21 protein-coding genes and 1 riboswitch are annotated in these 24,998 nt (G+C 61.1%); of the genes, 7 read left to right on the top strand and 14 right to left on the bottom strand.

Annotated features, from left to right (window positions below):
- Positions 1–60: 60 nt before the first annotated feature.
- From CKW21_RS00895 to asd, 3 genes are read left to right on the top strand one after another with little or no spacing between them, the layout of a single operon-like run.
- The gene (locus CKW21_RS00895) at positions 61–1,599 is read left to right on the top strand and encodes an HDOD domain-containing protein (protein WP_095192146.1); all 1,539 of its coding nucleotides are present in this window, start codon (positions 61–63) and stop codon (positions 1,597–1,599) included.
- A 42-nt stretch (positions 1,600–1,641) separates the two neighbouring features.
- Complete coding sequence (locus CKW21_RS00900; protein ID WP_095192147.1) at positions 1,642–2,466, top strand: rhodanese-like domain-containing protein; 825 nt, start codon at positions 1,642–1,644, stop codon at positions 2,464–2,466.
- Between the two features lie 9 nt (positions 2,467–2,475).
- Positions 2,476–3,336, top strand: coding sequence for an archaetidylserine decarboxylase (gene asd, locus CKW21_RS00905; protein WP_095192148.1), 861 nt, complete (start codon positions 2,476–2,478; stop codon positions 3,334–3,336).
- Positions 3,337–3,459: 123 nt separating this feature from the next.
- On the opposite strand, the gene serB is transcribed toward asd, so the two are convergent.
- On the bottom strand, positions 3,460–4,674 hold the full coding sequence (gene serB / locus CKW21_RS00910; protein ID WP_095192149.1) for a phosphoserine phosphatase SerB: 1,215 nt from the start codon (positions 4,672–4,674) through the stop codon (positions 3,460–3,462).
- A gap of 135 nt (positions 4,675–4,809) precedes the next feature.
- On the opposite strand from serB, the gene CKW21_RS00915 reads away from it, so the two are divergent.
- Positions 4,810–6,330, top strand: a complete 1,521-nt coding sequence (locus CKW21_RS00915) for an AhpA/YtjB family protein (protein WP_095192150.1) — start codon at positions 4,810–4,812, stop codon at positions 6,328–6,330.
- Between the two features lie 249 nt (positions 6,331–6,579).
- Here the strand turns inward: CKW21_RS00915 and CKW21_RS00920 are convergent, their stop codons facing one another.
- The 9 genes from CKW21_RS00920 to CKW21_RS00960 form a co-directional block, all read right to left on the bottom strand.
- On the bottom strand, positions 6,580–7,293 hold the full coding sequence (locus CKW21_RS00920; protein ID WP_095192151.1) for a membrane integrity-associated transporter subunit PqiC: 714 nt from the start codon (positions 7,291–7,293) through the stop codon (positions 6,580–6,582).
- 176 nt (positions 7,294–7,469) lie between these two features.
- Entirely contained in the window at positions 7,470–9,737 is a 2,268-nt protein-coding gene (gene parC, locus CKW21_RS00925; RefSeq protein ID WP_095192152.1) for a DNA topoisomerase IV subunit A, read from the bottom strand.
- Positions 9,738–9,744: 7 nt separating this feature from the next.
- Entirely contained in the window at positions 9,745–10,269 is a 525-nt protein-coding gene (locus CKW21_RS00930) for a TIGR02281 family clan AA aspartic protease (RefSeq protein ID WP_095192153.1), read from the bottom strand.
- A complete protein-coding gene (locus CKW21_RS00935; RefSeq protein WP_095192154.1) occupies positions 10,266–11,255 on the bottom strand; it encodes an esterase-like activity of phytase family protein in 990 nt (329 codons plus the stop codon). Before CKW21_RS00935 ends, CKW21_RS00930 begins: the two co-directional genes overlap by 4 nt.
- On the bottom strand, positions 11,255–13,159 hold the full coding sequence (parE, locus tag CKW21_RS00940) for a DNA topoisomerase IV subunit B (protein ID WP_095192155.1): 1,905 nt from the start codon (positions 13,157–13,159) through the stop codon (positions 11,255–11,257). The genes CKW21_RS00935 and parE overlap by 1 nt, the downstream gene beginning before the upstream one ends.
- 76 nt (positions 13,160–13,235) lie before the next feature.
- Positions 13,236–13,844, bottom strand: coding sequence for a YqiA/YcfP family alpha/beta fold hydrolase (locus CKW21_RS00945; RefSeq protein ID WP_095192156.1), 609 nt, complete (start codon positions 13,842–13,844; stop codon positions 13,236–13,238).
- Between the two features lie 179 nt (positions 13,845–14,023).
- Positions 14,024–14,839 (bottom strand): 3',5'-cyclic-AMP phosphodiesterase, encoded by an 816-nt coding sequence (gene cpdA / locus CKW21_RS00950; protein WP_095192471.1) that lies wholly within the window; start codon positions 14,837–14,839, stop codon positions 14,024–14,026.
- Between the two features lie 104 nt (positions 14,840–14,943).
- Positions 14,944–15,396 carry a DUF1249 domain-containing protein gene (locus CKW21_RS00955; RefSeq protein WP_095192157.1) on the bottom strand — a complete coding sequence of 151 codons (453 nt, stop codon included), beginning with the start codon at positions 15,394–15,396 and terminating at the stop codon, positions 14,944–14,946.
- Positions 15,387–16,004, bottom strand: a complete 618-nt coding sequence (locus CKW21_RS00960; RefSeq protein ID WP_095192158.1) for an NUDIX domain-containing protein — start codon at positions 16,002–16,004, stop codon at positions 15,387–15,389. Before CKW21_RS00960 ends, CKW21_RS00955 begins: the two co-directional genes overlap by 10 nt.
- A gap of 213 nt (positions 16,005–16,217) precedes the next feature.
- Here CKW21_RS00960 and CKW21_RS00965 point away from each other — a divergent pair, with 213 nt between their 5' ends.
- Positions 16,218–16,964, top strand: coding sequence for an RsiV family protein (locus tag CKW21_RS00965; protein WP_095192159.1), 747 nt, complete (start codon positions 16,218–16,220; stop codon positions 16,962–16,964).
- On the opposite strand, the gene cytX is transcribed toward CKW21_RS00965, so the two are convergent.
- The gene (gene cytX, locus CKW21_RS00970; RefSeq protein ID WP_095192160.1) at positions 16,933–18,225 is read right to left on the bottom strand and encodes a putative hydroxymethylpyrimidine transporter CytX; all 1,293 of its coding nucleotides are present in this window, start codon (positions 18,223–18,225) and stop codon (positions 16,933–16,935) included. The genes CKW21_RS00965 and cytX overlap by 32 nt on opposite strands.
- A 150-nt stretch (positions 18,226–18,375) precedes the next feature.
- Complete coding sequence (gene thiC, locus CKW21_RS00975; protein ID WP_095192161.1) at positions 18,376–20,265, bottom strand: phosphomethylpyrimidine synthase ThiC; 1,890 nt, start codon at positions 20,263–20,265, stop codon at positions 18,376–18,378.
- A 162-nt stretch (positions 20,266–20,427) separates the two neighbouring features.
- Positions 20,428–20,533, bottom strand: a riboswitch (TPP riboswitch).
- A gap of 192 nt (positions 20,534–20,725) precedes the next feature.
- Here thiC and CKW21_RS00980 point away from each other — a divergent pair.
- Entirely contained in the window at positions 20,726–22,159 is a 1,434-nt protein-coding gene (locus CKW21_RS00980; protein ID WP_095192162.1) for a TolC family outer membrane protein, read from the top strand.
- Positions 22,160–22,289: 130 nt separating this feature from the next.
- Here the strand turns inward: CKW21_RS00980 and waaA are convergent, their stop codons facing one another.
- Together waaA and CKW21_RS00990 are read right to left on the bottom strand one after the other, a co-directional pair.
- Positions 22,290–23,567 carry a lipid IV(A) 3-deoxy-D-manno-octulosonic acid transferase gene (gene waaA / locus CKW21_RS00985; protein ID WP_095192163.1) on the bottom strand — a complete coding sequence of 426 codons (1,278 nt, stop codon included), beginning with the start codon at positions 23,565–23,567 and terminating at the stop codon, positions 22,290–22,292.
- Positions 23,560–24,480 carry a LysR family transcriptional regulator gene (locus tag CKW21_RS00990; RefSeq protein ID WP_095192164.1) on the bottom strand — a complete coding sequence of 307 codons (921 nt, stop codon included), beginning with the start codon at positions 24,478–24,480 and terminating at the stop codon, positions 23,560–23,562. Before CKW21_RS00990 ends, waaA begins: the two co-directional genes overlap by 8 nt.
- A 103-nt stretch (positions 24,481–24,583) precedes the next feature.
- Here CKW21_RS00990 and CKW21_RS00995 point away from each other — a divergent pair, with 103 nt between their 5' ends.
- Complete coding sequence (locus CKW21_RS00995) at positions 24,584–24,916, top strand: multidrug efflux SMR transporter (RefSeq protein ID WP_095192165.1); 333 nt, start codon at positions 24,584–24,586, stop codon at positions 24,914–24,916.
- Positions 24,917–24,998: the final 82 nt, after the last annotated feature.

Genomic DNA, 24,998 nt, shown 5'->3' on the forward strand with positions numbered 1-24,998 from the left:
CGAAAAGCCAATTTGACCCACTCCGGGCCCAGGTAATGTTGACGATGATCGCCTCCAGACATGGCTAACGAAACGAACGTCCCGCCTGCAAAACCAACCACGCTCGAAGGCTGGGTCAAGCTTCTCGATGGCGTGCGCCTGCCGGTTCCGCTAGACAGTCACGACCTTGTCTGCCGGGCGATCCGCGACAGTCGCAGCTCGCTGCGCGACATCGCCGAATTGATGCAGGGCAGCCCGGCCCTGGCCTTGAGTGTCATTCGTCATGCCAATCGCCACACCCATGGCAGCATGACCGAGCCTGCGGAAAACCTTGAAGTCGCGATCAATCGCCTCGGCCTCAAGCGCACCGAAGAACTGCTCGAGCGCTTGCCCGCAGAGCCCATGGCCGAGATTCCGAAAGCCCTGCGTCAGCTGCAGATGATCAGCCTGCACGCCACACAACAGGCCAACGGTTTTTTTGCCAGCCGCCTGGCGCGACTATGGCAGGACATCCATTGGGGCAGCCTGCTGTTTCTGTCGCCACTGTGGCCATTGGCGCTGACGCATCCGCAATTACTCGAAGAATGGGAGCTGCGGGTCATCCACAAACGCGAGTCGGCGCGCAAAGTCGAGAAGCAACTGTTTGGCACGCGCCTGCTGGAAATCGGCCTGGCCCTCGTAGATATCTGGCGCCTGCCGATCTGGGTACAGCAAGGCTATCGGCTGCTGCTCACCGAGCAGCGGGAACTGGTGAAAGTCCTGCGCATTGCCCGCGACAACGAGCATCCGTTGCGCCAGCAGAACCGTCTCGACGACGACCCGACCCTGCGCCGCTGGCTCAATCAACCGGCCAACACGGTGCTGCTGGCCAACGGTCTGGCGCTCTCGGCACAACAGGCCTGGGACAGCCCGCACAGTGAACGGTGGCAGTACCTGACCAGCCTTTACCTGCAAATGCCGATGGGCGAAGTCCAACAGCAATTGCATCAGCAGGCGGCCAATAGTGCACGCCACCACGCCATGCCCGACCTCTGGCACCCCGCCGTTGCGCTGATCTGGCCGCTGGGCACGAAACGTGTCCACGCCGGGCTGCTGCCAGCACCGGCACCCACCGCCGAAGACCTGGTGAAGTGGCGCAAACAATGTGCCGAACTGCTGGTCGAGCCGAGTCGCTTTACCAACGCCATGCACTTGACCACTTCCGCCCGTGACGCTTTGGTCGCAAGCGGTATGCGCCGGGTGATGATCCTGATGGCCGACCGCACCCATGCCAATCTTCGGGTTCACCAGACTGCCGGGTTGCCGAAGGAAGTTGCCGGCATGAATTTCGCCGTCAGCCAGAGCACCGTGCTGCAGCGCTTGCTCGCGCAGCAGGCCCAGGTGCGCCTGACACCGGACAACAACGCGCAGTTTTCCGCCCTGCTGCCCAATAGCCTGCGTTCGCAGTTCAGCGGCGAACATCTGCTGCTGCGCTCGCTTGTCAACAATGGCCGGGTGATCATGATTGTCGTGGCGGATCAGGGCGGCGGGCCGTTTTCGGAGATCACCGTGCAAGCCTTCGGCAAAACCGCACAGTGCATCGAAAAAGCGCTGCACAGCTTTAGTCAGCGCGGCAAATGACGCTGCGTTACAATCCTCCCTTTTGTGCCCTGGAGACCTCACATGTCTGACTTCTCTGGCTTGCCGCTGGTGATCGAACCGAGCGACTTGCTCCCTCGCCTCGACGCCCGCGAACTGATCCTGGTGGACCTGACCAGCAGTGCCCGCTACGCCGAAGGGCATATTCCCGGCGCACGGTTCGTCGACCCGAAACGCACGCAACTCGGTCAGGCGCCAGCACCGGGACTGATGCCGCCGCAAGCGGCACTCGAAGCCTTGTTCGGTGAGCTGGGACACAACCCCGACGCGGTCTACGTGGTTTATGACGATGAAGGCGGTGGTTGGGCCGGGCGTTTTATCTGGCTTCTGGATGTCATCGGCCACAGCAAGTACCACTATATTGACGGCGGCCTGACAGCCTGGCTGGCAGAAGGCATGCCCATGTCGATCCAGATCCCGGCTGCCGTTGGTGGGCCGGTTGCGTTGACCCTGCACGACGAGCCGACCGCCACCCGTGAGTACCTGCAAAGCCGCCTGGGGGCTGCCGACCTGGCGATCTGGGACGCGCGCGGACCGCTGGAGTTCTCCGGCGAGAAAGTCCTGGCCGCCAAGGGCGGACACATCCCCGGCGCCGTGAACTTCGAATGGACTGCCGGCATGGATCGGTCACGCAACCTGCGCATCCGCACCGATATGCCGCAAATCCTCGAACAACTCGGGATCAGCAAAGACAAAGAAGTGATCACCCACTGCCAGACTCACCATCGCTCTGGCTTCACCTATCTGGTGGCCAAGTCCCTCGGTTATCCGCGGGTCAAAGGCTACGCCGGCTCCTGGGGCGAATGGGGCAACCATCCTGACACCCCTGTAGAGAATCAAGGTTTTTAAGGACAGTTAATGAACAAGCGTCTGTTTATCGTCAGCCAGTACCTGCTACCCCACAACCTGCTCTCGCGACTGGCCGGCTGCATCGCCGAATGCCGCGTGCGCTGGTTCAAGAACGCCTTCACCGCCTGGTTCGCCCAGCGTTATCAGGTGAACATGTCCGAGGCCCTGGTCGAAGACCTGACCGCGTACGAGCATTTCAACGCCTTCTTTACCCGCGCGTTGAAAGACGGCGCCCGCCCACTGGACGAAACACCCGGGGCGATCCTCAGCCCGGCCGATGGCGCAGTCAGCCAGCTTGGCCCGATCGAGCACGGTCGCGTGTTCCAGGCCAAGGGCCACAGTTTCAGCGTGCTGGAACTGCTGGGCGGCGACGCAGCCAACGCCGCGCCATTCATGGGCGGTGATTTCGCCACCATTTACCTGTCGCCGAAGGATTACCATCGTGTGCACATGCCGCTGGCCGGCACCCTGCGTGAGATGGTCTACATTCCGGGCCGCCTGTTCTCGGTCAACCAGACCACCGCTGAAAACGTCCCGGAACTGTTCGCCCGCAACGAGCGTGTGGCGTGCATTTTCGACACCGAGCGCGGGCCGATGGCCGTGGTGCTGGTGGGTGCAATGATCGTGGCTTCGATCGAAACCGTGTGGGCCGGCCTGGTTACGCCGCCGAAGCGCGAGCTGAAAACGTTCCGTTACGACGAAGCCGCCCGCGCGCCGATCCACCTGGAAAAAGGCGCGGAACTGGGTCGCTTCAAGCTGGGTTCGACCGCTGTCGTGCTGTTCGGGCCGGATCAGGTGAAATGGGCTGAAGAGCTGGCGGCGGGTTCGCCGGTGCAGATGGGTCAGGGAATGGGTCTGCCAAAAGCCTGATCGCAGAAACACCTGTGGGAGCGAGCCTGCTCGCGATGCAGGCACCGCGGTCTATCTGATAAACCGCGGCGATGCCATCGCGAGCAGGCTCGCTCCCACAGGGATCAGCTGTTACCTGTCGTGTTAGAGCTGTCCGTCTCGATCGCGGAAGCCCAGCAGATACAGCACGCCATCGAGCCCCAGCGTTGAAATCGCCTGCTTCGCCGACTGCTTGACCAGTGGCTTGGCGCGGAACGCCACGCCCAGGCCGGCAATCGCCAGCATCGGCAGGTCGTTGGCGCCGTCGCCGACCGCAATGGTCTGCTCCAGACGCAAGCCTTCCTTGTGCGCCAGTTCTTTGAGCAGATCAGCCTTGCGCTGCGCATCGACAATCGGCTCGACCGCCACGCCGGTCACCTTGCCGTCGACTACTTCCAGTTCGTTGGCAAACACATAATCGATACCCAGCTTGGCCTGCAATTGCTTGGCGAAGTAGGTGAAGCCGCCCGACAGAATGGCCGTCTTGTAGCCCAGGCGCTTGAGTTCGGCGAACAGGGTTTCAGCACCTTCGGTGAGGCGTAGCGAGGCACCGATCGAATCCAGCACGCCGACATCCAGGCCTTTGAGCAATGCCAGGCGCTCTTTGAAGCTGGCACGGAAATCCAGTTCACCCGCCATTGCCCGCTCGGTAATTTCCGACACTTTGTCGCCCACGCCGGCCGCCTTGGCCAGTTCGTCGATGACTTCGGCTTCGATCAAGGTCGAGTCCATGTCGAACACCGCCAGACGGCGGTTGCGGCGGAACAGCGAATCTTCCTGGAAGGCGATATCGACGTTCAGCTCCTGGGCCACGCTGAGGAACTCGGCCCGCAACGCTTGCGGATCGGCCGCTTCGCCGCGCACGGAAAACTCGATGCAACCCTTGCCCTTGTCGGCCGGGGTATCCAGCGGCATGCGCCCGGACAGGCGATCGATGTGGTCGATGTTCAGGCCGTACTTGGCGGTGATCGAACTGACGGCCTGCAATTGCCCGGCGGTCACTTTACGGGTCAACAGCGTCACGATGTGGCGTTTTTTGCCCTGGTTACCGACCCACTGCTGGTAATCCTCTTCGGACACCGGCGTGAAACGCACCTGTTGATCAAGTTCATAGCCCTTGAACAGGATGTCCTTGAGGACCGACTTGCCTTGTTCGGTGTCAGGAATTTCAACCAGGATGCCGAACGACAGGGTGTCGTGGATCACCGCCTGACCGATGTCGAGAATGTTCACACCACCCTGGGCCAGAACGCCGGTAATGGCCGCAGTCAGACCCGGACGGTCGACTCCCGTGATGTTTATCAGGACGATTTCGCGCAAGGCGCACCCCCGCAGGTGGAAAAAAACCGCATTCTACCCACATTCAGTGACCATCGGGCACCGTGAGCGCTTTGCCGGTCTAGGGCCTGTCGCTATACTGCGCGTCAACTTCACGGACAAAAGAGCCGAGCTCAAGTGAACCGGCCCACGCCAGTAAAAACCGACAACTTCTTTCTGCTGATCTTCCGTGCACTGCGCCACCGCCGTGTACCGATTGCATTGCGTATTGCCAGCCATAACGTGATCCTGGTCGCCCTGGCCCTGGTGATCTACGCCTGCGTGATGGGTTTGCAGTTCAAGCAGGCCATGCACGAGCAGGCGGATGCGCTGGGTGAAAGCCTGACCACGCAGACAGCCACTTCGGCCACCGAGCTGTTGGTGTCCAACGACATCCTCAGCCTCAACGTGCTGCTCAACAACCTGACCAAGAACAAGCTGGTGGCCCACGCCGCCATCTATAGCATGGATAACCGCATCCTTGCCGAGGCCGGCCAGCGTCCCAAGCACGGCCTGCTGGGCGAGGCCGAAGGCATTTATCAGAGCAAGATCACCTTCCAGGACGTGACCGCCGGACAATTGCGCATCAGCCTGGACATGGATCAGTTCCAACAGCCAATGACCATCAGCCTGCAAAGCATGGGCATTTTGAGCGCCATCCTGCTGGCTTTGTCCCTGGCCTTGAGCCTGCGCCTGGGCCGACACCTCTCCACCCCACTCCTGCAATTGCGGGTATGGCTGCGCAACATTGACGAGCACACCCCGGCCACCGAACGCCAGGACGAAATCGGCGACCTGGCGCGCCAGCTGCACGCCAACTTCGCGCCGGAACCGGCTGAACCCGAGCCCATGCCGGAACCCGAGTTCGACGACAACGATTATGACGATGCCGAACCGGGCTTCGAAGTGCGTAACCTGCGTGATCCGAGCTTTGATGAAAGCCGTCCTATGACCGCGCTGAAGGCTGCGCCACGACGCACCGCCAACACCGTCGAGGACGATGACGAAGATGCATTCGCCGACCTGCTCGATGATTCGCCGGACAGTGCCTTGAAACCACTGGCCAAACCCGTGATTTCCAACGTGCCGCAGCACAGCGCGGTGCTGGCTGTTCAGCTGGGCTCCCAGGAGCAACTGCGTCGCCTGCCTCGTACGCGCCTGGAAGAACTGCTCAAACGCTACCGCGACTGCCTTGACCAGGCTGCCTCGCTCTACCAGAGCGAACTGCATACCCTGAACGATGGCAGCACACTAATGCTGTTCCACACCGAAGACAGCGGCGACGACTACCTGACCAACGCCATTTGCTGCGGTGAGCTGTTGCGCGCGCTGGGCCATCAGTTGCAGATCGAAGTCGCCGACAGCGGCATCACCCTGCAACTGCAGCTGGGCCTGACCCTGGGCGACGAGCTGTTCGGCCTGAGCCAGATCGACCTGCTGCTGACCGACCCCGCCCAGGACGCCCTGGCCCTATCGCAGCACAGCCGCAACCTGCTGCTGGTGGAGCGCAAGATCAGCGACGATGCCCTGATCCGCCAACGTGCACGCATCCGGCCAATTGCCAGCCCGGAAGGCGCTTGCTGTGTGGAGCGCTTGATGGAGCCTTATCCGTCGATGCTGGAGCGGCAGCTGGCGCGGATGCATGAGCGTCGGGCGTGATAGCCTCGAAATGAAAAAGCCCGCACACGAGTGATCGTCTGCGGGCTTTTTATTGCCTGTAACGTCGCCTTCGCGAGCAGGCTCGCTCCCACATTTGATCCAGGCTGCCCACAAAGGGTGTGATCACTGAAAACCCACTGTGGGAGCGAGCCTGCTCGCGAAGGGGCCGGGACAGGCACAAGGGGTCTCCAGTCTGCAGAAACAACAAGGCCCGCATCAATGCGGGCCTTGTGTTGAACCGGTGTGGATTTAGAAGCGGAATACTTCCATATCCGTACGAATCGGTGCAGCCATCGGAATCTTCGGCTGCTTTTCCGCTTCCGCCGCAGGCGCCACAGGCTTGGCTGCCGGCTTTTTAGGAGCTTCGGCGATTGGCGGTTGATTGGCCAGCGGCTTGAGCGCCACCGACAGCTGTTCGGCGAGTTTCTGCAACAGCACACCCTGAGCCTGAACCTGAGCGGCCGTGGTGCCGGCGTGTTGTTCCTGCAGATGAATGATGCGGTTGTCGCGCACCTGACCACGGCGGTCGATCAGGCGCCATTGCGCATCGAGGATCGCCGGTTGTTTTTCACCCGAATCCAGACGAGTGATGGTCAGCAGCACTTGAACATCCGGTGTGAAGCCAACGGTTGCCGGCGCCAACACCACGCGCTGGCTGTCCAGGTGACCGGCGACCTGTCGCAGCAACAGCTGATCGATGTCCGAAGACAGGCTACCGGCCCAACGACCGTCGACCGAGGCTTGCAGGCTGCCATCTGGCTGGCGTTGCAACAGGGTTTCGCGCTGAAGGTAGTCAGCAACGGTTACCGGGCCCAGCAATACTGCCATGCCCGCGCTTTGCGCAGGCTGAACCGGACTTCCGCTGTCCAGTTGATACAGCGACACCGGCTGGTGAACGCTGCAACCCGCCAGGCCAAGAACGCCAGCGAGCATCAAAATAAAAGGAAGGCGCAGAGCAGTCATCGTCCCATCCAGGTGATCGCCACAAGGCTGATCACAGTGAAAATACTCAATAAATATGAAGAACGCTCGGCCACGCCGGCGCTTGAAAGGCCATATCATCCGTGAATATGCGTTCCGACTCCAGCGCGAAAGCGTCGATCTACGCGTTAAATCGTGGACCGACGCCTCTAGGACGCTTAATTGAGGTTTTCGACGAGCAGCGCATCTACCCGCTGGAAGCCACGTGGCAACTTGTTACCACGACGCCCACGCTCACCCTTGTAGTGCTCAAGGTCGTCCGCTTTCAGTGACAAGGTACGTTTTCCGGCCTGAAGCACCAAGGTGGCGCCATCCGGTATGACGGCGATGTCCGTGACATATTCTTCGCGACTGGCCACACGCTCACCGGAAATCCCGATGATCTTGTTGCCTTTGCCCTTACCTAATTGTGGCAGATCGCTGATCTTGAAGATCAGCAAGCGACCTTCGGTGGTCACCGAAGCCAGCCAGTTCTGTTCACGATCGGCCACCGGACGCGGCAGGATCACCTTGGCATTGTTCGGCAGGCTCAACAGCGCCTTGCCCGCCTTATTCTTGGCCTGCAGGTCATCACCCTTGACCACGAAACCGTAACCGGCGTCGGACGCGATGACGTACAACGCATCATCTTCCGGCATCAGCACGCATTCGAAGCTCGCCCCCGGCGGTGGCGTCAGACGACCGGTCAGCGGTTCGCCCTGGCCACGGGCCGACGGCAGCGTATGCGCCGCCACCGAATAACTGCGACCGGTGGAGTCGATGAACACCGCAAACTGGTTGGAGCGCCCGGCCGCCAAGGCCTTGAAGCCATCCCCCGCCTTGTAGGAAAGCCCCGTGGCATCGATCTCATGGCCCTTGGCGGAGCGAACCCAGCCTTTTTCGGACAGCACAACGGTGACCTTCTCGTTGGGCAGCAGATCGTGCTCGGTCAGGGCCTTGGCTTCAGCGCGCTCGACGATTGGCGAGCGACGGTCGTCGCCGTAGGTTTCGGCGTCCTTGATCAACTCGGTGCGCACCAGCTTCTTCAGCTTGGATTCACTGCTGAGCAAGGCCTGTAGCTTGGCTTGTTCCTTGAGCAGTTCGTCTTGCTCGGCACGCAGCTTCATCTCTTCCAGGCGTGCCAACTGACGCAACCGAGTGTCGAGGATGTAATCGGCCTGGATTTCGCTCAGGGCGAAGCGCTCGATCAGCTTGGCCCGCGGGTGCTCCTCGGTGCGGATGATGTGAATCACTTCATCCAGGTTGAGGTAGGCAATCAGCAAACCGTCCAACAGGTGCAGGCGGCGCTCAACTTTATCGAGGCGGAATTGCAGGCGGCGACGCACGGTCTGTACGCGGAATTCCAGCCACTCGACCAGCAAGGCCCGCAGGTTTTTCAGTTGCGGCTTGCCGTCCAGGCCGATGATGTTGACGTTGACCCGGTAGCTCGACTCCAGCTCCGTGCTGGCGAACAGGTGTTGCATCAGCGCATCGTGGTCAAAGTTCTTGCGTGCACCCGGAATGATCACGATCCGGCACGGGTTTTCGTGGTCCGATTCGTCACGCAGGTCCGCGATTTGCGGGGCCTTGGACGGTTTGGCCTGCATCATCGCGGCGATCTGTTCCAGCACCTTGGCGCCGGAGACCTGATGCGGCAGCGCGGTGACAATGATGTCGCCGTCTTCGATGTGATACACGGCGCGCATGCGCACCGAACCGCGACCGGTTTCGTAGATTTTCAGCAAATCGGCGCGCGGCGTGATGATTTCCGCTTCGGTCGGGTAGTCCGGCCCCTGGATGTGCTCGCAGAGCTGTTCGACCGTGGCCTTGGGCTCATCGAGCAAACGCACGCAGGCGCTGGCGACTTCGCGCAGGTTGTGTGGCGGTACGTCGGTGGCCATGCCCACGGCGATGCCGGTAGTGCCATTGAGCAGGATGTTCGGCAGGCGTGCCGGCAACACCAGCGGCTCGTCGAGCGTGCCGTCGAAATTCGGCCCCCAATCCGCGGTGCCCTGGCCCAGCTCGCTGAGCAGCACTTCGGAGTAACGCGACAGCCGCGCCTCGGTGTATCGCATGGCAGCGAAGGACTTGGGATCGTCCGGTGCACCCCAGTTGCCCTGGCCATCCACCAGCGTGTAGCGGTAGCTGAACGGCTGGGCCATCAGCACCATGGCTTCGTAGCACGCCGAGTCGCCGTGGGGATGGAATTTACCGAGCACGTCACCGACGGTACGCGCCGATTTCTTGTGCTTGGAGTCGGCATCCAGCCCCAACTCGCTCATGGCGTAAATGATGCGCCGCTGTACGGGCTTCAGGCCGTCGCCGATATGCGGCAAGGCACGGTCCATGATCACGTACATGGAGTAGTTGAGGTAGGCATTTTCGGTGAAGTCAGCCAGCGATCGGCGTTCTACGCCATCTAAGCTGTCTGCAAGGATGTCGCTCATGCGGGCCTCATCGGTTCGTTGTCTGGCGCAGCAGCATGGTGCCACCGCGCTGGGTAAATTCAAGTTTGTTCAGCGCGCTCATGCCGAGCAGCACCTGATCGCCATGCAGGCCCGGCGCCACCAGTGCGCGGACGTCCCGCAACACGATGTCGCCCAGTTGCAGGCGTTCGATACGGGTGCGATAGCCCTGGCTCAGGCCATTGGCCGTGCTCAGGGTCACACCGAAACCTTCTTCGAGCTTCAAGCGCTTGGCCAGCTCTGCCGGAATCGCTACATCGGTCGCCCCGGTGTCGAGCATGAAGTCCACCGGCTGACCGTTGATCTGGCCGCTGGCGACAAAATGCCCTTGGGCATTGCCGAGCAGTTTCACTTCGACAAAGCCGTCGCCCTGCTGCGAGCTGATCACAGCGTTGGGATTTTGCTGCCGCTGCTCCCATTGGCCAAAGAAACGCGTCGCCAGAAACAGCGCTGCGCACCAGGCCAGCACCATCAATACCCGTCCGGCACGTTTTCCTGGCGTTTGCTGACTCACGGCTTGGCGCTCCAGCCACCGTCAGGTGCGGCAAAGCGCCAGACGATCGGACGGACCTCGCCATCGGCGCGGGCTCCGGTGTTGTTGTCGATACCAATCCAGGCGCCCTCGGCGTCCACGACCAACGCTTCCGCCAGGCCATAGTCCTGCGGATAACGGCGATTTTCCTGCAAAGCCTCGTCGGCATACGACCAGCAGCGCTCGACCTTCGCTGTCACCGCGTCACGGCGACAAATCTCGAACACGTTGCGCTCAAGGGTAAAGAGCTTGCCGTTGAACAACGACAGATCGGCAAAATCCCGGGGCATTGCCCGGGCTCGGGGAAACTGTGCAGGTTGCATTTCTTTTCCGGCCTCGCTCAGCAGCACACAGCCGCCATCGCAGTCCCAGACGCTTTGCTTGCGCTTGATCAGCAGCAACCCGCGACTGTCACGTTCGGCGGCCAACCACAGCTGGTCACCTTCAGGATTGATCGCCAGGCCTTCGAACAGCGCATTGAAGCGCAACAGCATGCCACTGGCCCGCGCTTCGCGAACCATGAGCGGCGAAATCTTCAACCAGGACGTCGGCCCCGTTGGCGGAACTTGCAGCACGGCCCCGTGGGATTCGCTGACCACGTAACGGTTCCCCGCACTGTCGCAGGTGATGCCTTCGAAATCCAGGTCACCACCGCGCACGAACGACGCCACCCAGGCACGAGAACGCAAGCCCCAGGGCAAACCGCTGTCGGGCACCGGAGGTATGCCGATGCCGACCGCTTCAGCTTGCCAGACGTTGCCACCGGTTTGGAGACGGTAGATCTGGTCATCGTCACGGTCGGACACCGTCCACAACTCGTTGCCGCACTGGGCCAGCCCGGACAGGTTGCCGCCGCGCATGCCTTCGATGGCATGCTCGGACAACAGGCGCAGTTGCGGTGTCGGCTCGGCAGACACCGTGATCGAGGTCAGCAGCAACGCACACGCCAGGGCAAAGCCCAGACGCATCAGCCCAGAACCTCGGCCAGGTTGCCCTTGGACTCCAGCCAGGTCTTGCGGTCGCCGGCGCGTTTTTTCGCCAGCAGCATGTCCATGATTTCCGAGGTCGCCTCGAAATCATCCAGCGTCAGTTGCACCAACCGCCGGGTGTTCGGGTCCATGGTGGTTTCACGCAACTGCGGCGGATTCATTTCACCCAGGCCTTTGAATCGGGTGACCTGTGGCTTGCCGCGTTTCTTCTCGGCCACCAGGCGATCGAGAATCCCGTCGCGCTCGGCTTCGTCCAGGGCGTAATAGATCTCCTTGCCCAGGTCGATGCGGTACAGCGGCGGCATGGCGACATACACGTGACCGGCATCGACCAGTGCACGGAAATGCTGGACGAACAAGGCACAGAGCAAGGTGGCGATGTGCAGACCGTCGGAGTCGGCGTCGGCAAGGATGCAGATCTTGCCGTAGCGCAGTTGGCTCATGTCCGCCGCGCCCGGATCGACGCCGATGGCCACGGCAATGTTGTGCACTTCCTGGCTGGCCAGCACTTCGCTGCCGTCGACTTCCCAGGTGTTGAGGATCTTGCCGCGCAACGGCAGGATCGCCTGGAACTCTTTATCCCGCGCTTGCTTGGCCGAACCACCGGCGGAATCACCTTCCACCAGGAACAGTTCGGAACGCATCGGGTCCTGCCCGGCGCAATCGGCGAGCTTGCCCGGCAACGCCGGCCCTTGGGTGATGCGCTTGCGCTCGACTTTCTTGCTGGCCTTCAGACGACGACCGGCGTTGTTGATCGCCAGTTCGGCCAGCAGCAGGCCGGTTTCCGGGTGGGCGTTGAGCCACAGGCTGAAGGCGTCCTTGACCACACCGGAAACGAACGCCGCCGCCTCGCGGGACGATAGACGTTCCTTGGTCTGGCCGGAGAATTGCGGTTCCTGCATCTTCATCGACAGCACGAAAGCGACGCGCTCCCAGACGTCTTCCGGCGCCAGCTTCACACCGCGCGGCAACAGGCTGCGGAATTCGCAGAACTCGCGCATGGCGTCGAGCAGACCCTGACGCAGACCGTTGACATGGGTGCCGCCCTGGGCGGTCGGGATCAGGTTGACGTAGCTTTCCTGCACCGCGTCGCCACCTTCCGGCAGCCACAGCAAGGCCCAGTCCACCGCTTCCTTGTTACCGGCCAGGCTGCCGCAGAACGGTTCGTCCGGCAGGCGTTCGAACTCGCTGACTGCGTCCACCAGGTAGGAGCGCAGGCCGTCTTCGTAATGCCACTCGACCTTCTCGCCGGTGCCTTTGTCTTCGAAGCTGACCAACAGGCCAGGGCACAACACGGCCTTGGCCTTGAGCACGTGCTTGAGGCGGCTGATGGAAAACTTCGGTGAGTCGAAGTATTTCGGATCCGGGGCGAAGAACACGCTGGTGCCGGTGTTGCGCTTGCCGACGGTGCCGACGATTTCCAGTTCGCTGGCCTTGAAGCCATCGGCGAAGGTCATCTGGTACTCGTTGCCGTCACGCTTTACGCGCACCCGGACTTCGGTCGACAAGGCGTTGACCACCGAGATACCCACCCCGTGCAGACCGCCGGAGAACTGGTAGTTCTTGTTGGAAAACTTGCCGCCCGCGTGAAGTTTGGTGAGGATCAGTTCGACGCCCGACACGCCTTCTTCCGGGTGAATATCCACTGGCATGCCACGGCCGTCATCGCTGACTTCCAGCGAGTGATCGGCGTGCAGGATGACCTGTACCGATTTGGCATGTCCGGCCAGCGCTTCGTCGACACTGTTGTCGATGACTTCCTGGGCGAGGTGGTTCGGCCGGCTGGTGTCGGTGTACATGCCGGGGCGTTTACGCACCGGGTCGAGGCCCGAGAGGACTTCGATGGCGTCGGCGTTATAAGAGCTAGCGCTGGGAGTGGCCATGGGGTCTCGTCGTCCTTCAGTGAAAAGCTGTTCAGTAAAAAAGGTTCAGTACAAAAAGGGCATTGTCGCCGTGAAATCAGAGTGCGGTGAAATCAATCGCCTGATACACATCTGCGCCAATGCCGGCAAAACTCAGCATCGCCGGCAGCTGTGCGGCAAATCCCTGGAAACCATGGTCGCCGCCGGCCTGGATACGCAAGGCGCAGGCCCGGTAATACTGCTGGGCGAGGCGATAGTCCAGCGTTTCGTCCCCGGTCTGCAACCACACCTGATAGCGATGCGGATCCTGCGGCGCCGGCACTTCCAGCTCGGCCAGGGCCGTCACATGGTCGTGGGTCAGTTCCCAGGCCTCATCGGTATACAGGTTTTTCTGGGTTCCCAGAAATCCGTCGAACATCCGGTGCGGACTGACGGCAGGGTTGATCAACAAGGCTTTCAGGCCATGGCGCTCGGCCAGGTGAGTCGCATAGTAGCCGCCGAGCGAGCTGCCGACCAGCAATGGCCGACCGAGCTCGGCAATCGCCTGCTCCAGTTGGCCGATGGCCTTGCGGGGATGGTGATGCAGGGCGGGTACGCGCAGATGATCGCTCAAGCCCAGTCGCTCCATCACTTCGCTCAACTGAGTGGCCTTTTTTGAGGCAGGCGCGCTGTTGAAACCGTGGATATAAAGGATCGAGCCGGACATTTGGACTCCCTGTGCGTCGGGTAAAGAAGGAGGGAGTTTACAGGGTGCCGGGGGAATCGGGGATACATGCGCAATTCGAGCCGCACCATTCGCGAGCAGGCTCGCTCCCACACAGGTTCTACGTCGTTCACAAATCCCTGTGGGAGCGAGCCTGCTCGCGAAGGCCGCGACTCGGTCTTTCAGTAGCCGTTAGAACCGTAATCCACCGTGAAATCGAACCCGACGACCCGCTCCACCCCGGTTTCCAGCCGCCCGTCCGGCAACAACCGCAGCCAGCGATACCCCGGCGCCTGCTCGCCGACCTTGAAATCCTCGCTGCCCGGTTCGAACTGGATGCAGGTCGACGGCGAAGCGATCAGACGCACGTCGTTACGCAATTGATCGATTTCCTGATGCACATGCCCCCACAACACCGCGCGCACCTGTGGAAAACGATCCAGCACCGCAAACAACGCATCGGGATTGCGCAGCCCTATCGGCTCCATCCAGGCACAACCGATCGAAACCGGATGGTGATGGAAACACACCAGATGATGTCGCTGCGGCGCTTCACTCAACGAGCGCGCCAACAACTGCAATTGTTCGTCCTGCAAATAGCCCGGCACCGAGCCTGGCACAGCCGAATCGAGCAGCGTGACCCGCCAATTTCCGATATCCACTACCGGTTCCAGCAAAGCGCTTTGCACTGCGGCCTCAGCCATGATCCGCGGCTCGTCATGATTACCGGGAATCCAGCGCGACGGTGCATCGAGCTGTCGGGTCAAGTCGCGAAACTGCTGATAGGACTCCAGCGTGCCGTCCTGGGACAGATCCCCGGTAGCCAGGATCAGATCGATGCGGGGTTGCTGCGCGCGCACCAGCTCGATGACCTTTTGCAGGCTATCGCGGGTGTTCATGCCCAGCAACGTACCGTCCGCCTCGGCAAACAGATGGCTGTCGGAAAGTTGCACCAGCAACGCCGGATCGGCGGTGGTCAATGTGGATGCGCTCGGCAAGGCGTTCTCCCAGGGCATGATCACGGGAATGAAGGAATGGCGCAATTATGCTGGGGGATGATCGAAAAGGGGAATCCGTGAACCTGACGCAGTTCACAAGAACGTTAACGGACGACTTCGTACTCATACCCCAACGCCAGGCAATGGCTCAGCCACTCGCCCAGAAACATGTTCAACTGGGCCTTCTCGTCGGGCTGGTGCATCGAGGCGTTCGGGTAAGGATAGATGCCGCGAAAGCGCCGCGCGTGCTCGGCGCTGACCACTTCGGCCATGCAGGCGTCGTGGTAGACCTGAACTTCCAGCTGTGGCACAGGCAGCCATGGCAAGCTGTGTTCCTGGCGAACTTGCAGGGTAGTGGTGTACGGGCAAACTTGCAGCACTTCCAGCGCCAGCACGCCGAGCATCTGGTCGCCATGGGTCACGGCAATGCGCCGCGCCGCCGGCTCGCTGCGCATGTCCGGCAGCAATCGCATCAGGCGCGCGTAGTTCGCCTCGCAGGATGCTTGCAGCCCCACCAGATCCACCCGATAGCGATCGCGCAGCTTGTTTACGACCATAACCCCCTCACTTCAACGCGATTCAAAGCCAGCCACTGCAAGGCAATGATGCTGGCCGCGTTGGCAATACGTCCGTCGCGTACGGCTTGCAGGGCATCTTCAAAGGCCCACACCGTTACGCGGATATCTTCTGCTTCTTCCTCCAGCCCATGCAGCCCGCCGACCCCGTTACTGTCGCAGCGCCCCAGGTACAAATGCACGAACTCGTTGCTGCCGCCCGGCGATGGAAAATACTTGGTCATCGGCCACAGCGCCCCGATCACAAGCCCAGCTTCCTCCTGCGCTTCGCGGTGAGCAACTTCTTCCGGTTGTTCATCCTTGTCGATCAGACCGGCGACCAGTTCGATCAGCCATGGGTTGGCGGTCTTGCCCATGGCGCCGACGCGAAACTGCTCGATCAGCACCACTTCGTCGCGCTGTGGATCGTAAGGCAGCATGCACACGGCATCGTGACGGACAAACAATTCACGATGGATTTCACGACTCATGCCCCCGGCGAACAATTCGTGACGCAAGTGCACGCGATCGAGCTTGTAGAAGCCCTCGAAGCACTTTTCGCGCCGAACGATATCGACGGCGGTCGGAATGGCGTTGGCAAAATCAGTCATGACAATCCTCTTGTTTCACATCCCACACGAGGCTCCTGCCTCGACTTCGCGCCATCCTAACGCGCCCGCGACGTTTGATGCAGCCACTTTCCCGTCAGCGGGATAGACGGTGAGGGCGAAACCCACTCTAATTAGCTTAGTGGCGAACTGACTGCTCCGTTGAGAGTCGAAGCGGGTAACTTTTTGCCTTTCCCTGTTTTATGAAGGACACCCATGTCGCTTTTTAAAATCGCCTCCATGGCCGCTATCGCCCTCACCCTGGGTGCCTGCCAGAGCCTGTTCCAGCCCAACTATCGAGTGCCGCTGGAAACCACCCGCGATGCCAGCGAACAGCTGAAACCGGGTTGCAAGGACCAGGACTGCCCACTGGTGAATATCGACACGCTGCGATTCCCTGATGAGCCACAACTGGACGGCATCATCGAGAAACGCCTGCTGCAAATGACCCGCACCTCGCCCGACGCCCCGGTTGCGCCGACGCTGGCGGCGTATCGCGATCAGTTTTTGCGCACCGCCGGACCGCGCAACAGCAGTTATCTGCAAGCGAAAGTACGCGAGCAGCATGACGGCTTGGTGATCATCGAATTGTCCAGCTACCTGGACACCGGCGGCGCCCATGGCACGCCGGGTCGAGGTTTCATCAACTATTCACGCCAGCAGCATAAAGTGCTGACGCTGTCGGACATGCTGGTGCCGGGGCAGGAAGATGCCTTCTGGAAAGCGGCGCAGGTGGCGCACAACAGCTGGCTGATCAGCACCAAGCTCGATCAGGAACCGGAGTTCGTGAAGAGCTGGCCATTCCAGAAAACCCAGAACGTGGCGCTGACCTATGGCGGGGTGATCCTCAAGTACGAAACCAGCAGCATCGCGCCTTACGCGCTGGGCCATGTCGAGCTGAAGATCCCCTACCCTCGCCTGAACGGCATCATCAAGCCCGAGCTGTTTCCCGGCCGTAACTGAAGGCACGACCCAGCACAAGCTGCAGCAGCCCTGCCAGGACCAGCGCCGGCAGGGTTGCACCGACATCCGGATACAGATTGGCCAGCAGATGATAGGTACTGATCCCGCCCAGCCAGGCGAGCAGTGCCGGCCAGCGCAACGCGGCTGACGCCACTTGGCCACTGCGTTTGCGCAGGATGAAGTGATCCACCAGCACGACGCCGAACAGCGGCGCGAACACCGAACCGATCAACAACAGGAAGTTCTGGTACTGGGCCAAAGGCGCCAGCAAGGCGATCAAGGTGCAGACCACACCGATAGCCAGCGCCAGGTGTTCGACCTTCAAGCGCAACAGAATCCCGCTGGACACCGCAGCCGAGTGAATATCGGCAAAGGCGTTTTCCGATTCATCCAGCAGAATCAGCAGCAGCGGAATTCCCAGGCCGGCACCGGCCAACGCCAATAGCAAGGCATTGACTTCACCGCTCGGCGCAAACGCCAGGGTGTAGGCCACGCCCAGGCTCATCAGCCAGAAATTGCCGATAAAGAAACCGATGGCGGTGCCACCGAAGACGTTTTTCGCCCGTTTGCCGAAACGCGAGTAGTCGGCAATCAGCGGCAGCCACGACAGCGGCATGGCAATGGCGATGTCAAAGCCCACGGCGAACGGCATCGAACCGTCACCGGCCTGCGCCCACAACGCCGCCAGGTCTGCCTTGGCGAACAGATTCCAGGTCAGCCAGATGCACGCGGCCAACAGCAGCCAGATGCCCCACTTGCGCAGGATCTGCCGCACGAAGGTCAACGGACCGCTGACGGCCAGCAAGGTCGCCAATGCACCGAAGAACAGCGTCCACAGCACCGGGCTGGACATCAGGCTGCCTTCGCTGAAGGCACGTGCGCCCAGCAGGCTGGCGGCATCGCGCATGACGATGATTTCAAATGAGCCCCAGCCGATCAGCTGCAGCAGGTTCAGCACCGCCGGCAGGCTCGCGCCCTTGGCACCCAGGCTGAGCTTGAGCGCAGCCATCGACGACAGGCCGGTGTCACTGCCGATCACGCCGACCGAGGCCAGCAGCAGAACGCCGACCAGCGTGCCGAGGAAAATCGCCAGCAACGAGCCCGACAGCCCCAGGCCAGGCGCAAGCAAGGCGCCAGTCTGCAGGACCATCAGGCCGATGCCGAGGGAGAACCACAGGGAAAACAGATCGCGCCCACCGAAGACTCGCTTGTCGATCGGCACCGCGATATCGGGGGAATAAGTGCTGGGTTGAATGCTCAAGGGTGTTATCTCAGAGGGACATTTGTTGTTGTGTAGGTCGCTATCACCAGCAGGCTGGCTCCCACAGGGGACATGTGAACGCACAGATCCAATGTGGGAGCCAGCCTGCTGGCGATGGGGCCCGTGCAGGCCCCACCCTTTCAGGTCAGATCAAACTTTCTGGTACAGCTGACTGCCTTCCTGCTTGAAGCGCTCGGCCTGTTCGGCCATGCCCTGGGCGACGTCCACGTCGACCGCTTCGATCCGTTGGTTGGCCGCATATTCACGGACTTCCTGGGTGATTTTCATCGAGCAGAATTTCGGCCCGCACATGGAGCAGAAGTGCGCGACCTTGGCCGAATCCTTCGGCAGGGTTTCATCGTGATACGAACGAGCGGTGTCCGGATCAAGGCCCAGGTTGAACTGGTCTTCCCAGCGGAATTCGAAACGCGCCTTGCTCAGGGCATTGTCGCGGATCTGCGCGCCCGGATGGCCCTTCGCCAGATCGGCGGCATGCGCGGCGATCTTGTAGGTGATGATCCCGGTCTTCACGTCATCCTTGTTCGGCAGACCCAGGTGCTCCTTGGGCGTTACGTAGCAGAGCATGGCGCAACCGAACCAGCCGATCATCGCCGCGCCGATGCCGGAGGTGATGTGGTCGTAGCCCGGCGCAATGTCGGTGGTCAGCGGGCCGAGGGTGTAGAACGGCGCCTCTTCGCAGCACTCGAGCTGCTTGTCCATGTTCTCTTTGATCAACTGCATCGGCACGTGGCCCGGGCCTTCGATCATGCATTGCACGTCGTGCTTCCAGGCGATCTTGGTCAGTTCACCGAGGGTTTCCAGTTCGCCGAACTGCGCTTCGTCGTTGGCGTCGGCAATCGAGCCCGGACGCAGGCCATCGCCCAGCGAGAAGCTGACGTCGTAGGCCTTCATGATTTCGCAGATGTCTTCGAAATGGGTGTAGAGGAAGTTCTCTTTGTGGTGCGCCAGGCACCACTTGGCCATGATCGAACCGCCACGGGAAACGATGCCGGTTACGCGCTTGGCAGTCATCGGCACGTAGCGCAGCAACACGCCGGCGTGGATGGTGAAGTAGTCGACGCCCTGCTCGGCCTGCTCGATCAGCGTGTCGCGGAACAGCTCCCAGGTCAGGTCTTCGGCCACGCCGCCGACTTTTTCCAGGGCCTGGTAGATCGGTACGGTGCCGATCGGCACCGGCGAGTTGCGGATGATCCACTCGCGGGTTTCGTGAATATGCTTGCCGGTAGACAGGTCCATGACCGTGTCCGAACCCCAACGGATACCCCAGGTCAGTTTCGCCACTTCTTCTTCGATGGACGAGCCCAGGGCGCTGTTGCCGATGTTGCCGTTGATCTTCACCAGGAAGTTACGGCCGATGATCATCGGTTCCAGTTCGGTGTGGTTGATGTTGGCCGGAATGATCGCGCGACCGCGGGCGATCTCGTCACGGACGAATTCGGGTGTAATGATTTTCGGCACGCTGGCGCCGAAACTGTGACCGGCGTGTTGCTGATCCAGCAGGCCGGCGGCGCGGGCCACTTCCAGCTTCATGTTTTCGCGGATGGCGACGTATTCCATCTCGGCGGTAATGATGCCTTTGCGCGCGTAATGCATCTGGCTGACGTTGGCCCCGGGCTTGGCGCGGCGCGGGTTGTTGACGTGAGCGAAACGCAGCTTGGTCAGCTCCGGATCGGCGAGGCGCTCCTGGCCGAAGTTCGAGCTCAGGCCGCTCAGGCGTTCGGTGTCGCCACGGGCTTCGATCCACGGCGAGCGCACGTCGGCCAGGCCTTTGCGCACGTCGATAATCACGTTGGGGTCGGTGTACGGGCCAGAGGTGTCGTACACCACCACCGGTGCGTTAACTTCACCGCCGAAGTCGGTCGGCGTCACGTCGAGGCTGATTTCACGCATCGGCACGCGGATGTCGGGACGGGTGCCCTGAACATAGATTTTTTGCGAGCGGGTAAACGGCTGAACCGACTGCTGATCGACCTTGGCCGAGTCACTCAGGTTGGTGGCGATTTTTGCTTTTATGGTCATCACGGGCTCTCCAGACAGCATCCAGGCAGTGGAATTTTGTCGGAGCGAACCTGTAACGAATGGACGCACGTGAGCTGGGTAACCAGCTGTGCTGTGCTCAGTGCTCGAGGGGTGTTCGATTGTCGAACAACATCCCGGACGAAGCACAAGAGGACTCGCCGGGTGACGAGAAATCTTGTTCCCTACGCAGGCGCTAACCTGATCAGGTTCAACGGGATCCGAAATTATTCGATCTCAGCCTCATAGCAAGGCACCCCGACAAGAACGTGGCCAGTCTAGACACAACTGATCAAGAACGCCAACACCGCTGCAAACACCATGATGAATGGCGCAATTACAGGATTGTTGCGAGGCGAGTGCGCTACTACACTCGCAACGGCCCAGCTGCGCATTGACGCTGCAGGTGCCGCGCCGTAGCCTTGGCGCTCAAATTATCAGTGTAATTTTCAGGGATCGCCTCATGCTGCGCAAACTCTCACTGGCCGTTGCCGTGTCTTGTGCGTCCAATGGAATGGCCTGGGCAGCAGAAGCGCCCTTATCGACCAAAACCGACCTGGTCAGCGTCTATCAGGAAGCGGTCGACAACAACGCCGACCTCGCCGCCGCCATTGCCCAATATGGCGCGCAAAAAGAAGTTGTGCCTCAGGCCCGTGCCGGGCTGCTGCCCAATCTCTCGGGTGGCGCCGATGTTTCCAGCGTTCGCACCTCGATCGATCAGCCTTCGGCCACCGCCAACCGCAATGCTCATTCCTACCAGGCCACCCTGGCGCAGCCGCTGTTCCGTGCCGACCGCTGGTTCCAGTTCCAGGCGGCCAAGGATGTGAACGAACAGGCCGCCCTGCAACTCTCGGCGACCGAGCAAAACCTGATCCTGCAAACTGCCGACAGCTACTTCAACGTGCTGCGCAGCCAGGACAACCTGGCTTCGACCAAGGCCGAAGAAGCGGCATTCAAGCGCCAGCTCGATCAATCCAACGAGCGCTTCGATGTCGGTCTCTCGGACAAGACCGACGTACTGAACTCACAAGCCAGCTATGACACCGCCCGGGCCAACCGCATCGTCGCGCAGCGCCAGGTGGATGATGCCTTCGAAGCCCTGGTCACCCTGACCAATCGACGCTACAACTCGATCCAGGGCATCAGCCACAATCTGCCGATCCTGCCGCCGGCACCGAATGACGCCAAGGCCTGGGTTGAAACAGCGGCCAGACAGAACCTTAATTTGCTGGCCAGCAACTACGCGGTCAGCGCCGCCGAACAAACCCTCAAACAGCGCAAGGCCGGTCATGCGCCGACCGTCGATGCCGTGGCCAGGTACGAGAAGGGCGACAACGATGCGCTGGGTTTCAGCAACCCTAGCGCCTTCGGCGTGCCGTACAAGGGTGACGTCGAACAATCGTCGATCGGACTGCAACTGAACATTCCGATCTACAGCGGCGGCCTGATCAATTCCCAGGTACGGCAGTCGTACGCCCAGCTGGACCAGACCGAGCAGCAACGCGAATCCCTGCGCCGGCAAATCGTGGAGAACACCCGCGACCTGCATCGTGCGGTGAACACCGATGTCGAGCAGGTGCAGGCGCGCAAACAGTCGATCATCTCCAACCAGAGTGCGGTGGAAGCGACCGAAATCGGTTATCAGGTGGGAACACGAAACATCGTCGACGTGCTGGATGCGCAGCGTTCGCTGTACAACTCCGTGCGTGACTACAACAACACCCGCTACGACTACATCCTCGACAACTTGCGCTTGAAACAACAGGCCGGCACGTTGAACCCGGGGGACTTGCAGGATCTGGCGCGCTGGCTCAAGCCTGACTACAACCCGGACAAGGACTTCCTGCCACCGGATCTGGCCAAGGCAGCAGCCGAACAACTCAAAGCCAGACCCTGATGCGTTCCCTGTAGGAGCGAGCTCTGCTCGCGATGACCCCGAGAGCGCCACGGGGTGTCAGGCTGCCAGCGTTATCGTTGACGACCATCGCGAGCAGAGCTCGCTCCTACAAGGGATTCAGGCTTACCAATCAGCGGTCGATCAACCGCCCTAACCCATCCAGCAACCGCTGCAACGCGCCCTGATTGGTGCGCATCACCCTCAAGCCCGCCTCCGCCATACGCTGCGCATCCCGTGGCAGCTCGAACAGACGCTGCACCGCCAGGGCCAATCCGTCGGCATCTTCCACTTCCTGCAACGCCCCGGCGCTGCGCAACTGCGCGGCGATTTCGAGGAAGTTGAACAGATGCGGACCACTGAGCACCGGTTTGGCCAGTGCCGCCGGTTCCAGCAGGTTATGCCCGCCGTTGGGCACCAGGCTGCCGCCGACGAACGCGCTGTCGGCCAAGGCATAGAGAAATAGCAGTTCGCCCATGGTGTCGCCCAGCAGCACCGAAATGTTGGCGGTGACTGGCTCGCTACTGGAGCGCCGGACCGTGGCAAACCCCTGCTGACGGCACAACTCGAACACCGGATTGAAGCGTTCTGGATGACGCGGCACCAGAATCAGCAAGGTATCGGGATGGCTCGCCAGCAACTGGCGATGGGCGGCCAACACCACTTCGTCTTCGCCGTCGTGCGTACTGGCGGCGATCCATACCGGGCGCTCCTGCGCCTGCCATTGCCCGCGCAACTCGGCGGCACGCTGCAACAGCTGCGGGTCGATGGTCAGATCGAACTTGATCGAACCGGTGACTTCGACGGTTTCAGCCCGCGCGCCCAACGCACGAAAACGTTGGGCCTCTGCTTCTGTCTGCACCGCGAACAAACTCATCTCGGCGAGCATCGGCCCGGTTAGCTTACTGAAGCGACCGTAGCCTTTGGCCGAGCGCTCGGACAATCGGGCATTGGCCAGGGCCACGGGAATTCCACGCTGGGCACATTGATGGATGTGGTTGGGCCAGAGCTCGGTTTCCATAATCACTGCCAGTTTCGGCCGCACCTGATCGAGGAAGCGTTTCGCCGCGCACGGCAAGTCATAAGGCAGGTAACAGTGCTGAATGCGCGGTTCATTAGCGAACAACGCCTGGATACGCTCCGAGCCGGTTGGCGTCATGCAGGTCACGGTGATCGGCAGCTGTGGATAACGTTGCAGCAAGGCGCGAATCATCGGCGCGGCGGCAATGCTTTCGCCCACGGACACTGCGTGCACCCAGAGACCGCCCGGTTTCATCGTCGGTATCCCGTAGGAAAAACGCTCGCCAATGCGTTTGGCATAGGCCGGCGCCTTGCGCGCCCGCAGCCACAGCCGAATCGCCACCAATGGCAGCCCCAGGTAAAACAACGCGGTGTAGAGAGTTCTATTCATGGCGGCGGAGTTTATCGGTTTTTTCGCCGATCGCCTGCAAGTGCACGGCAAATCGTTCCGCCAGCCAGCGCGCCGCCGGGCCGAGTGGTTCATCGCGACGCCAGACCAGTTCCACCACCAAGGCTGGCGGGGTCCATTCGCTGCTCAGTTCGACCATCTGCCCGTGATAGGTCGGGTACTGCACCACATGGCGCGGCAGCCAGGCCCAACCGAGGCCGCGCACCAGCCATTCAGCCATCACGTAGAAACTGTCCGCACGCCAGACTTGCGGGCTGGCCGGTTCGCTGCCGGGGTAAATGCTGGACTGGGTCGACATCAGCAATTGACGATGTTGTGCCAGTTGCTGGCAATCGACTTGTGCCTGCCTGGCCAACGGATGATCAACACCACAGACGGTGACCATTTCCACACTGCCGAGCACGCGCCGCTCCAGTGCTTCGGGAATCTGATCATGAAAAAACAGCAAGCCCAGATCGGCGCGGCGCTCCACCAGCTTGCGTGCGACCTCGCCCTGGGCGGCGCTGGTCAATTGCACTTCAAGACTGGGAAAGCGCTCGGCCAGCGCCTCGAAGCTTTCGATGATCGGTTGATAAGGCATCGCCTCATCCTGGGCCAGACGCAGGCGGGCCTCCTGTCCGCGCATCATCGCCAATGCCCGGCCATTGAGGCGCTCGCACTGGCGTAGCACTTCCCGCGCCTCGTCCAGCAAGGCATTGCCGGCCTCGGTGAGTTTCGGCTGACGGCCGCTGCTGCGGTCGAACAGGCTCACGCCCAGGTCTTCCTCCAGCAACGCGATCGCACTGCTGACCGCCGATTGCGCCTTGCGCTGCTCCCGTGCCACGGCGGAAAACGACCGTTGCTCGGCCACGCTGACAAACAGGCGCAACTGCTCCAGATTCCATTGCATGTTCATGGATCAACCCATCTTAATAGCAGATAGGTAATGACTTTACCGCATCTGAAGAGCCTCTAAAATGCCGACCTTAGAAAGCAGCACTTCACACGAGGATTGACCCATGACCGCTTACTACTACCTGGCCATAGCCATCTGCGCCGAAGTGATTGCCACTGTTTCGATGAAAGCGGTCAAGGGCTTCAGCACCCCGCTGCCACTGCTGTTGGTCATCGTCGGTTACGGCATTGCCTTCTGGATGCTGACCCTGGTGGTGCGCAGTGTGCCGGTGGGCGTGGCTTATGCGGTGTGGGCCGGCATGGGCATCGTGATGGTCAGCGTCGCGGCGCTGTTTATCTACGGGCAGAAGCTGGATGTGCCGGCGATGATGGGGATGGCGCTCATCGTATTGGGCGTCGTGGTCATCCAGCTCTTCTCCAAAACAGCAGGGCACTGAAAGCAGTTGTAAGCTGCAAGCCACAAGCTGCAAGAGGGATATTCTCCGGCTCTTGCTTGCAGCTTGAAGCTTGAAGCTTGAA

Source organism: Pseudomonas sp. Irchel 3A7 (genome assembly GCF_900187565.1).
Taxonomy (GTDB): Bacteria; Pseudomonadota; Gammaproteobacteria; order Pseudomonadales; family Pseudomonadaceae; genus Aquipseudomonas.

Excerpts from the sequence above, each read along its gene's own strand:
- CKW21_RS00900 (WP_095192147.1), top strand. The coding sequence starts at position 1,642 with ATGTCTGACTTCTCTGGCTTGCCGCTGGTGATCGAACCGAGCGACTTG.
- asd (WP_095192148.1), top strand. The coding sequence starts at position 2,476 with ATGAACAAGCGTCTGTTTATCGTCAGCCAGTACCTGCTACCCCACAAC.
- CKW21_RS00935 (WP_095192154.1), bottom strand. The coding sequence starts at position 11,255 with ATGCGTCTGGGCTTTGCCCTGGCGTGTGCGTTGCTGCTGACCTCGATC.
- parC (WP_095192152.1), bottom strand. The coding sequence starts at position 9,737 with ATGAGCGACATCCTTGCAGACAGCTTAGATGGCGTAGAACGCCGATCG.
- CKW21_RS00895 (WP_095192146.1), top strand. The coding sequence starts at position 61 with ATGGCTAACGAAACGAACGTCCCGCCTGCAAAACCAACCACGCTCGAA.
- CKW21_RS00995 (WP_095192165.1), top strand. The coding sequence starts at position 24,584 with ATGACCGCTTACTACTACCTGGCCATAGCCATCTGCGCCGAAGTGATT.
- CKW21_RS00920 (WP_095192151.1), bottom strand. The coding sequence starts at position 7,293 with ATGACTGCTCTGCGCCTTCCTTTTATTTTGATGCTCGCTGGCGTTCTT.
- thiC (WP_095192161.1), bottom strand. The coding sequence starts at position 20,265 with ATGACCATAAAAGCAAAAATCGCCACCAACCTGAGTGACTCGGCCAAG.
- CKW21_RS00990 (WP_095192164.1), bottom strand. The coding sequence starts at position 24,480 with ATGAACATGCAATGGAATCTGGAGCAGTTGCGCCTGTTTGTCAGCGTG.
- CKW21_RS00955 (WP_095192157.1), bottom strand. The coding sequence starts at position 15,396 with ATGGTCGTAAACAAGCTGCGCGATCGCTATCGGGTGGATCTGGTGGGG.
- CKW21_RS00960 (WP_095192158.1), bottom strand. The coding sequence starts at position 16,004 with ATGACTGATTTTGCCAACGCCATTCCGACCGCCGTCGATATCGTTCGG.
- CKW21_RS00980 (WP_095192162.1), top strand. The coding sequence starts at position 20,726 with ATGCTGCGCAAACTCTCACTGGCCGTTGCCGTGTCTTGTGCGTCCAAT.
- CKW21_RS00965 (WP_095192159.1), top strand. The coding sequence starts at position 16,218 with ATGTCGCTTTTTAAAATCGCCTCCATGGCCGCTATCGCCCTCACCCTG.
- parE (WP_095192155.1), bottom strand. The coding sequence starts at position 13,159 with ATGGCCACTCCCAGCGCTAGCTCTTATAACGCCGACGCCATCGAAGTC.
- CKW21_RS00945 (WP_095192156.1), bottom strand. The coding sequence starts at position 13,844 with ATGTCCGGCTCGATCCTTTATATCCACGGTTTCAACAGCGCGCCTGCC.
- waaA (WP_095192163.1), bottom strand. The coding sequence starts at position 23,567 with ATGAATAGAACTCTCTACACCGCGTTGTTTTACCTGGGGCTGCCATTG.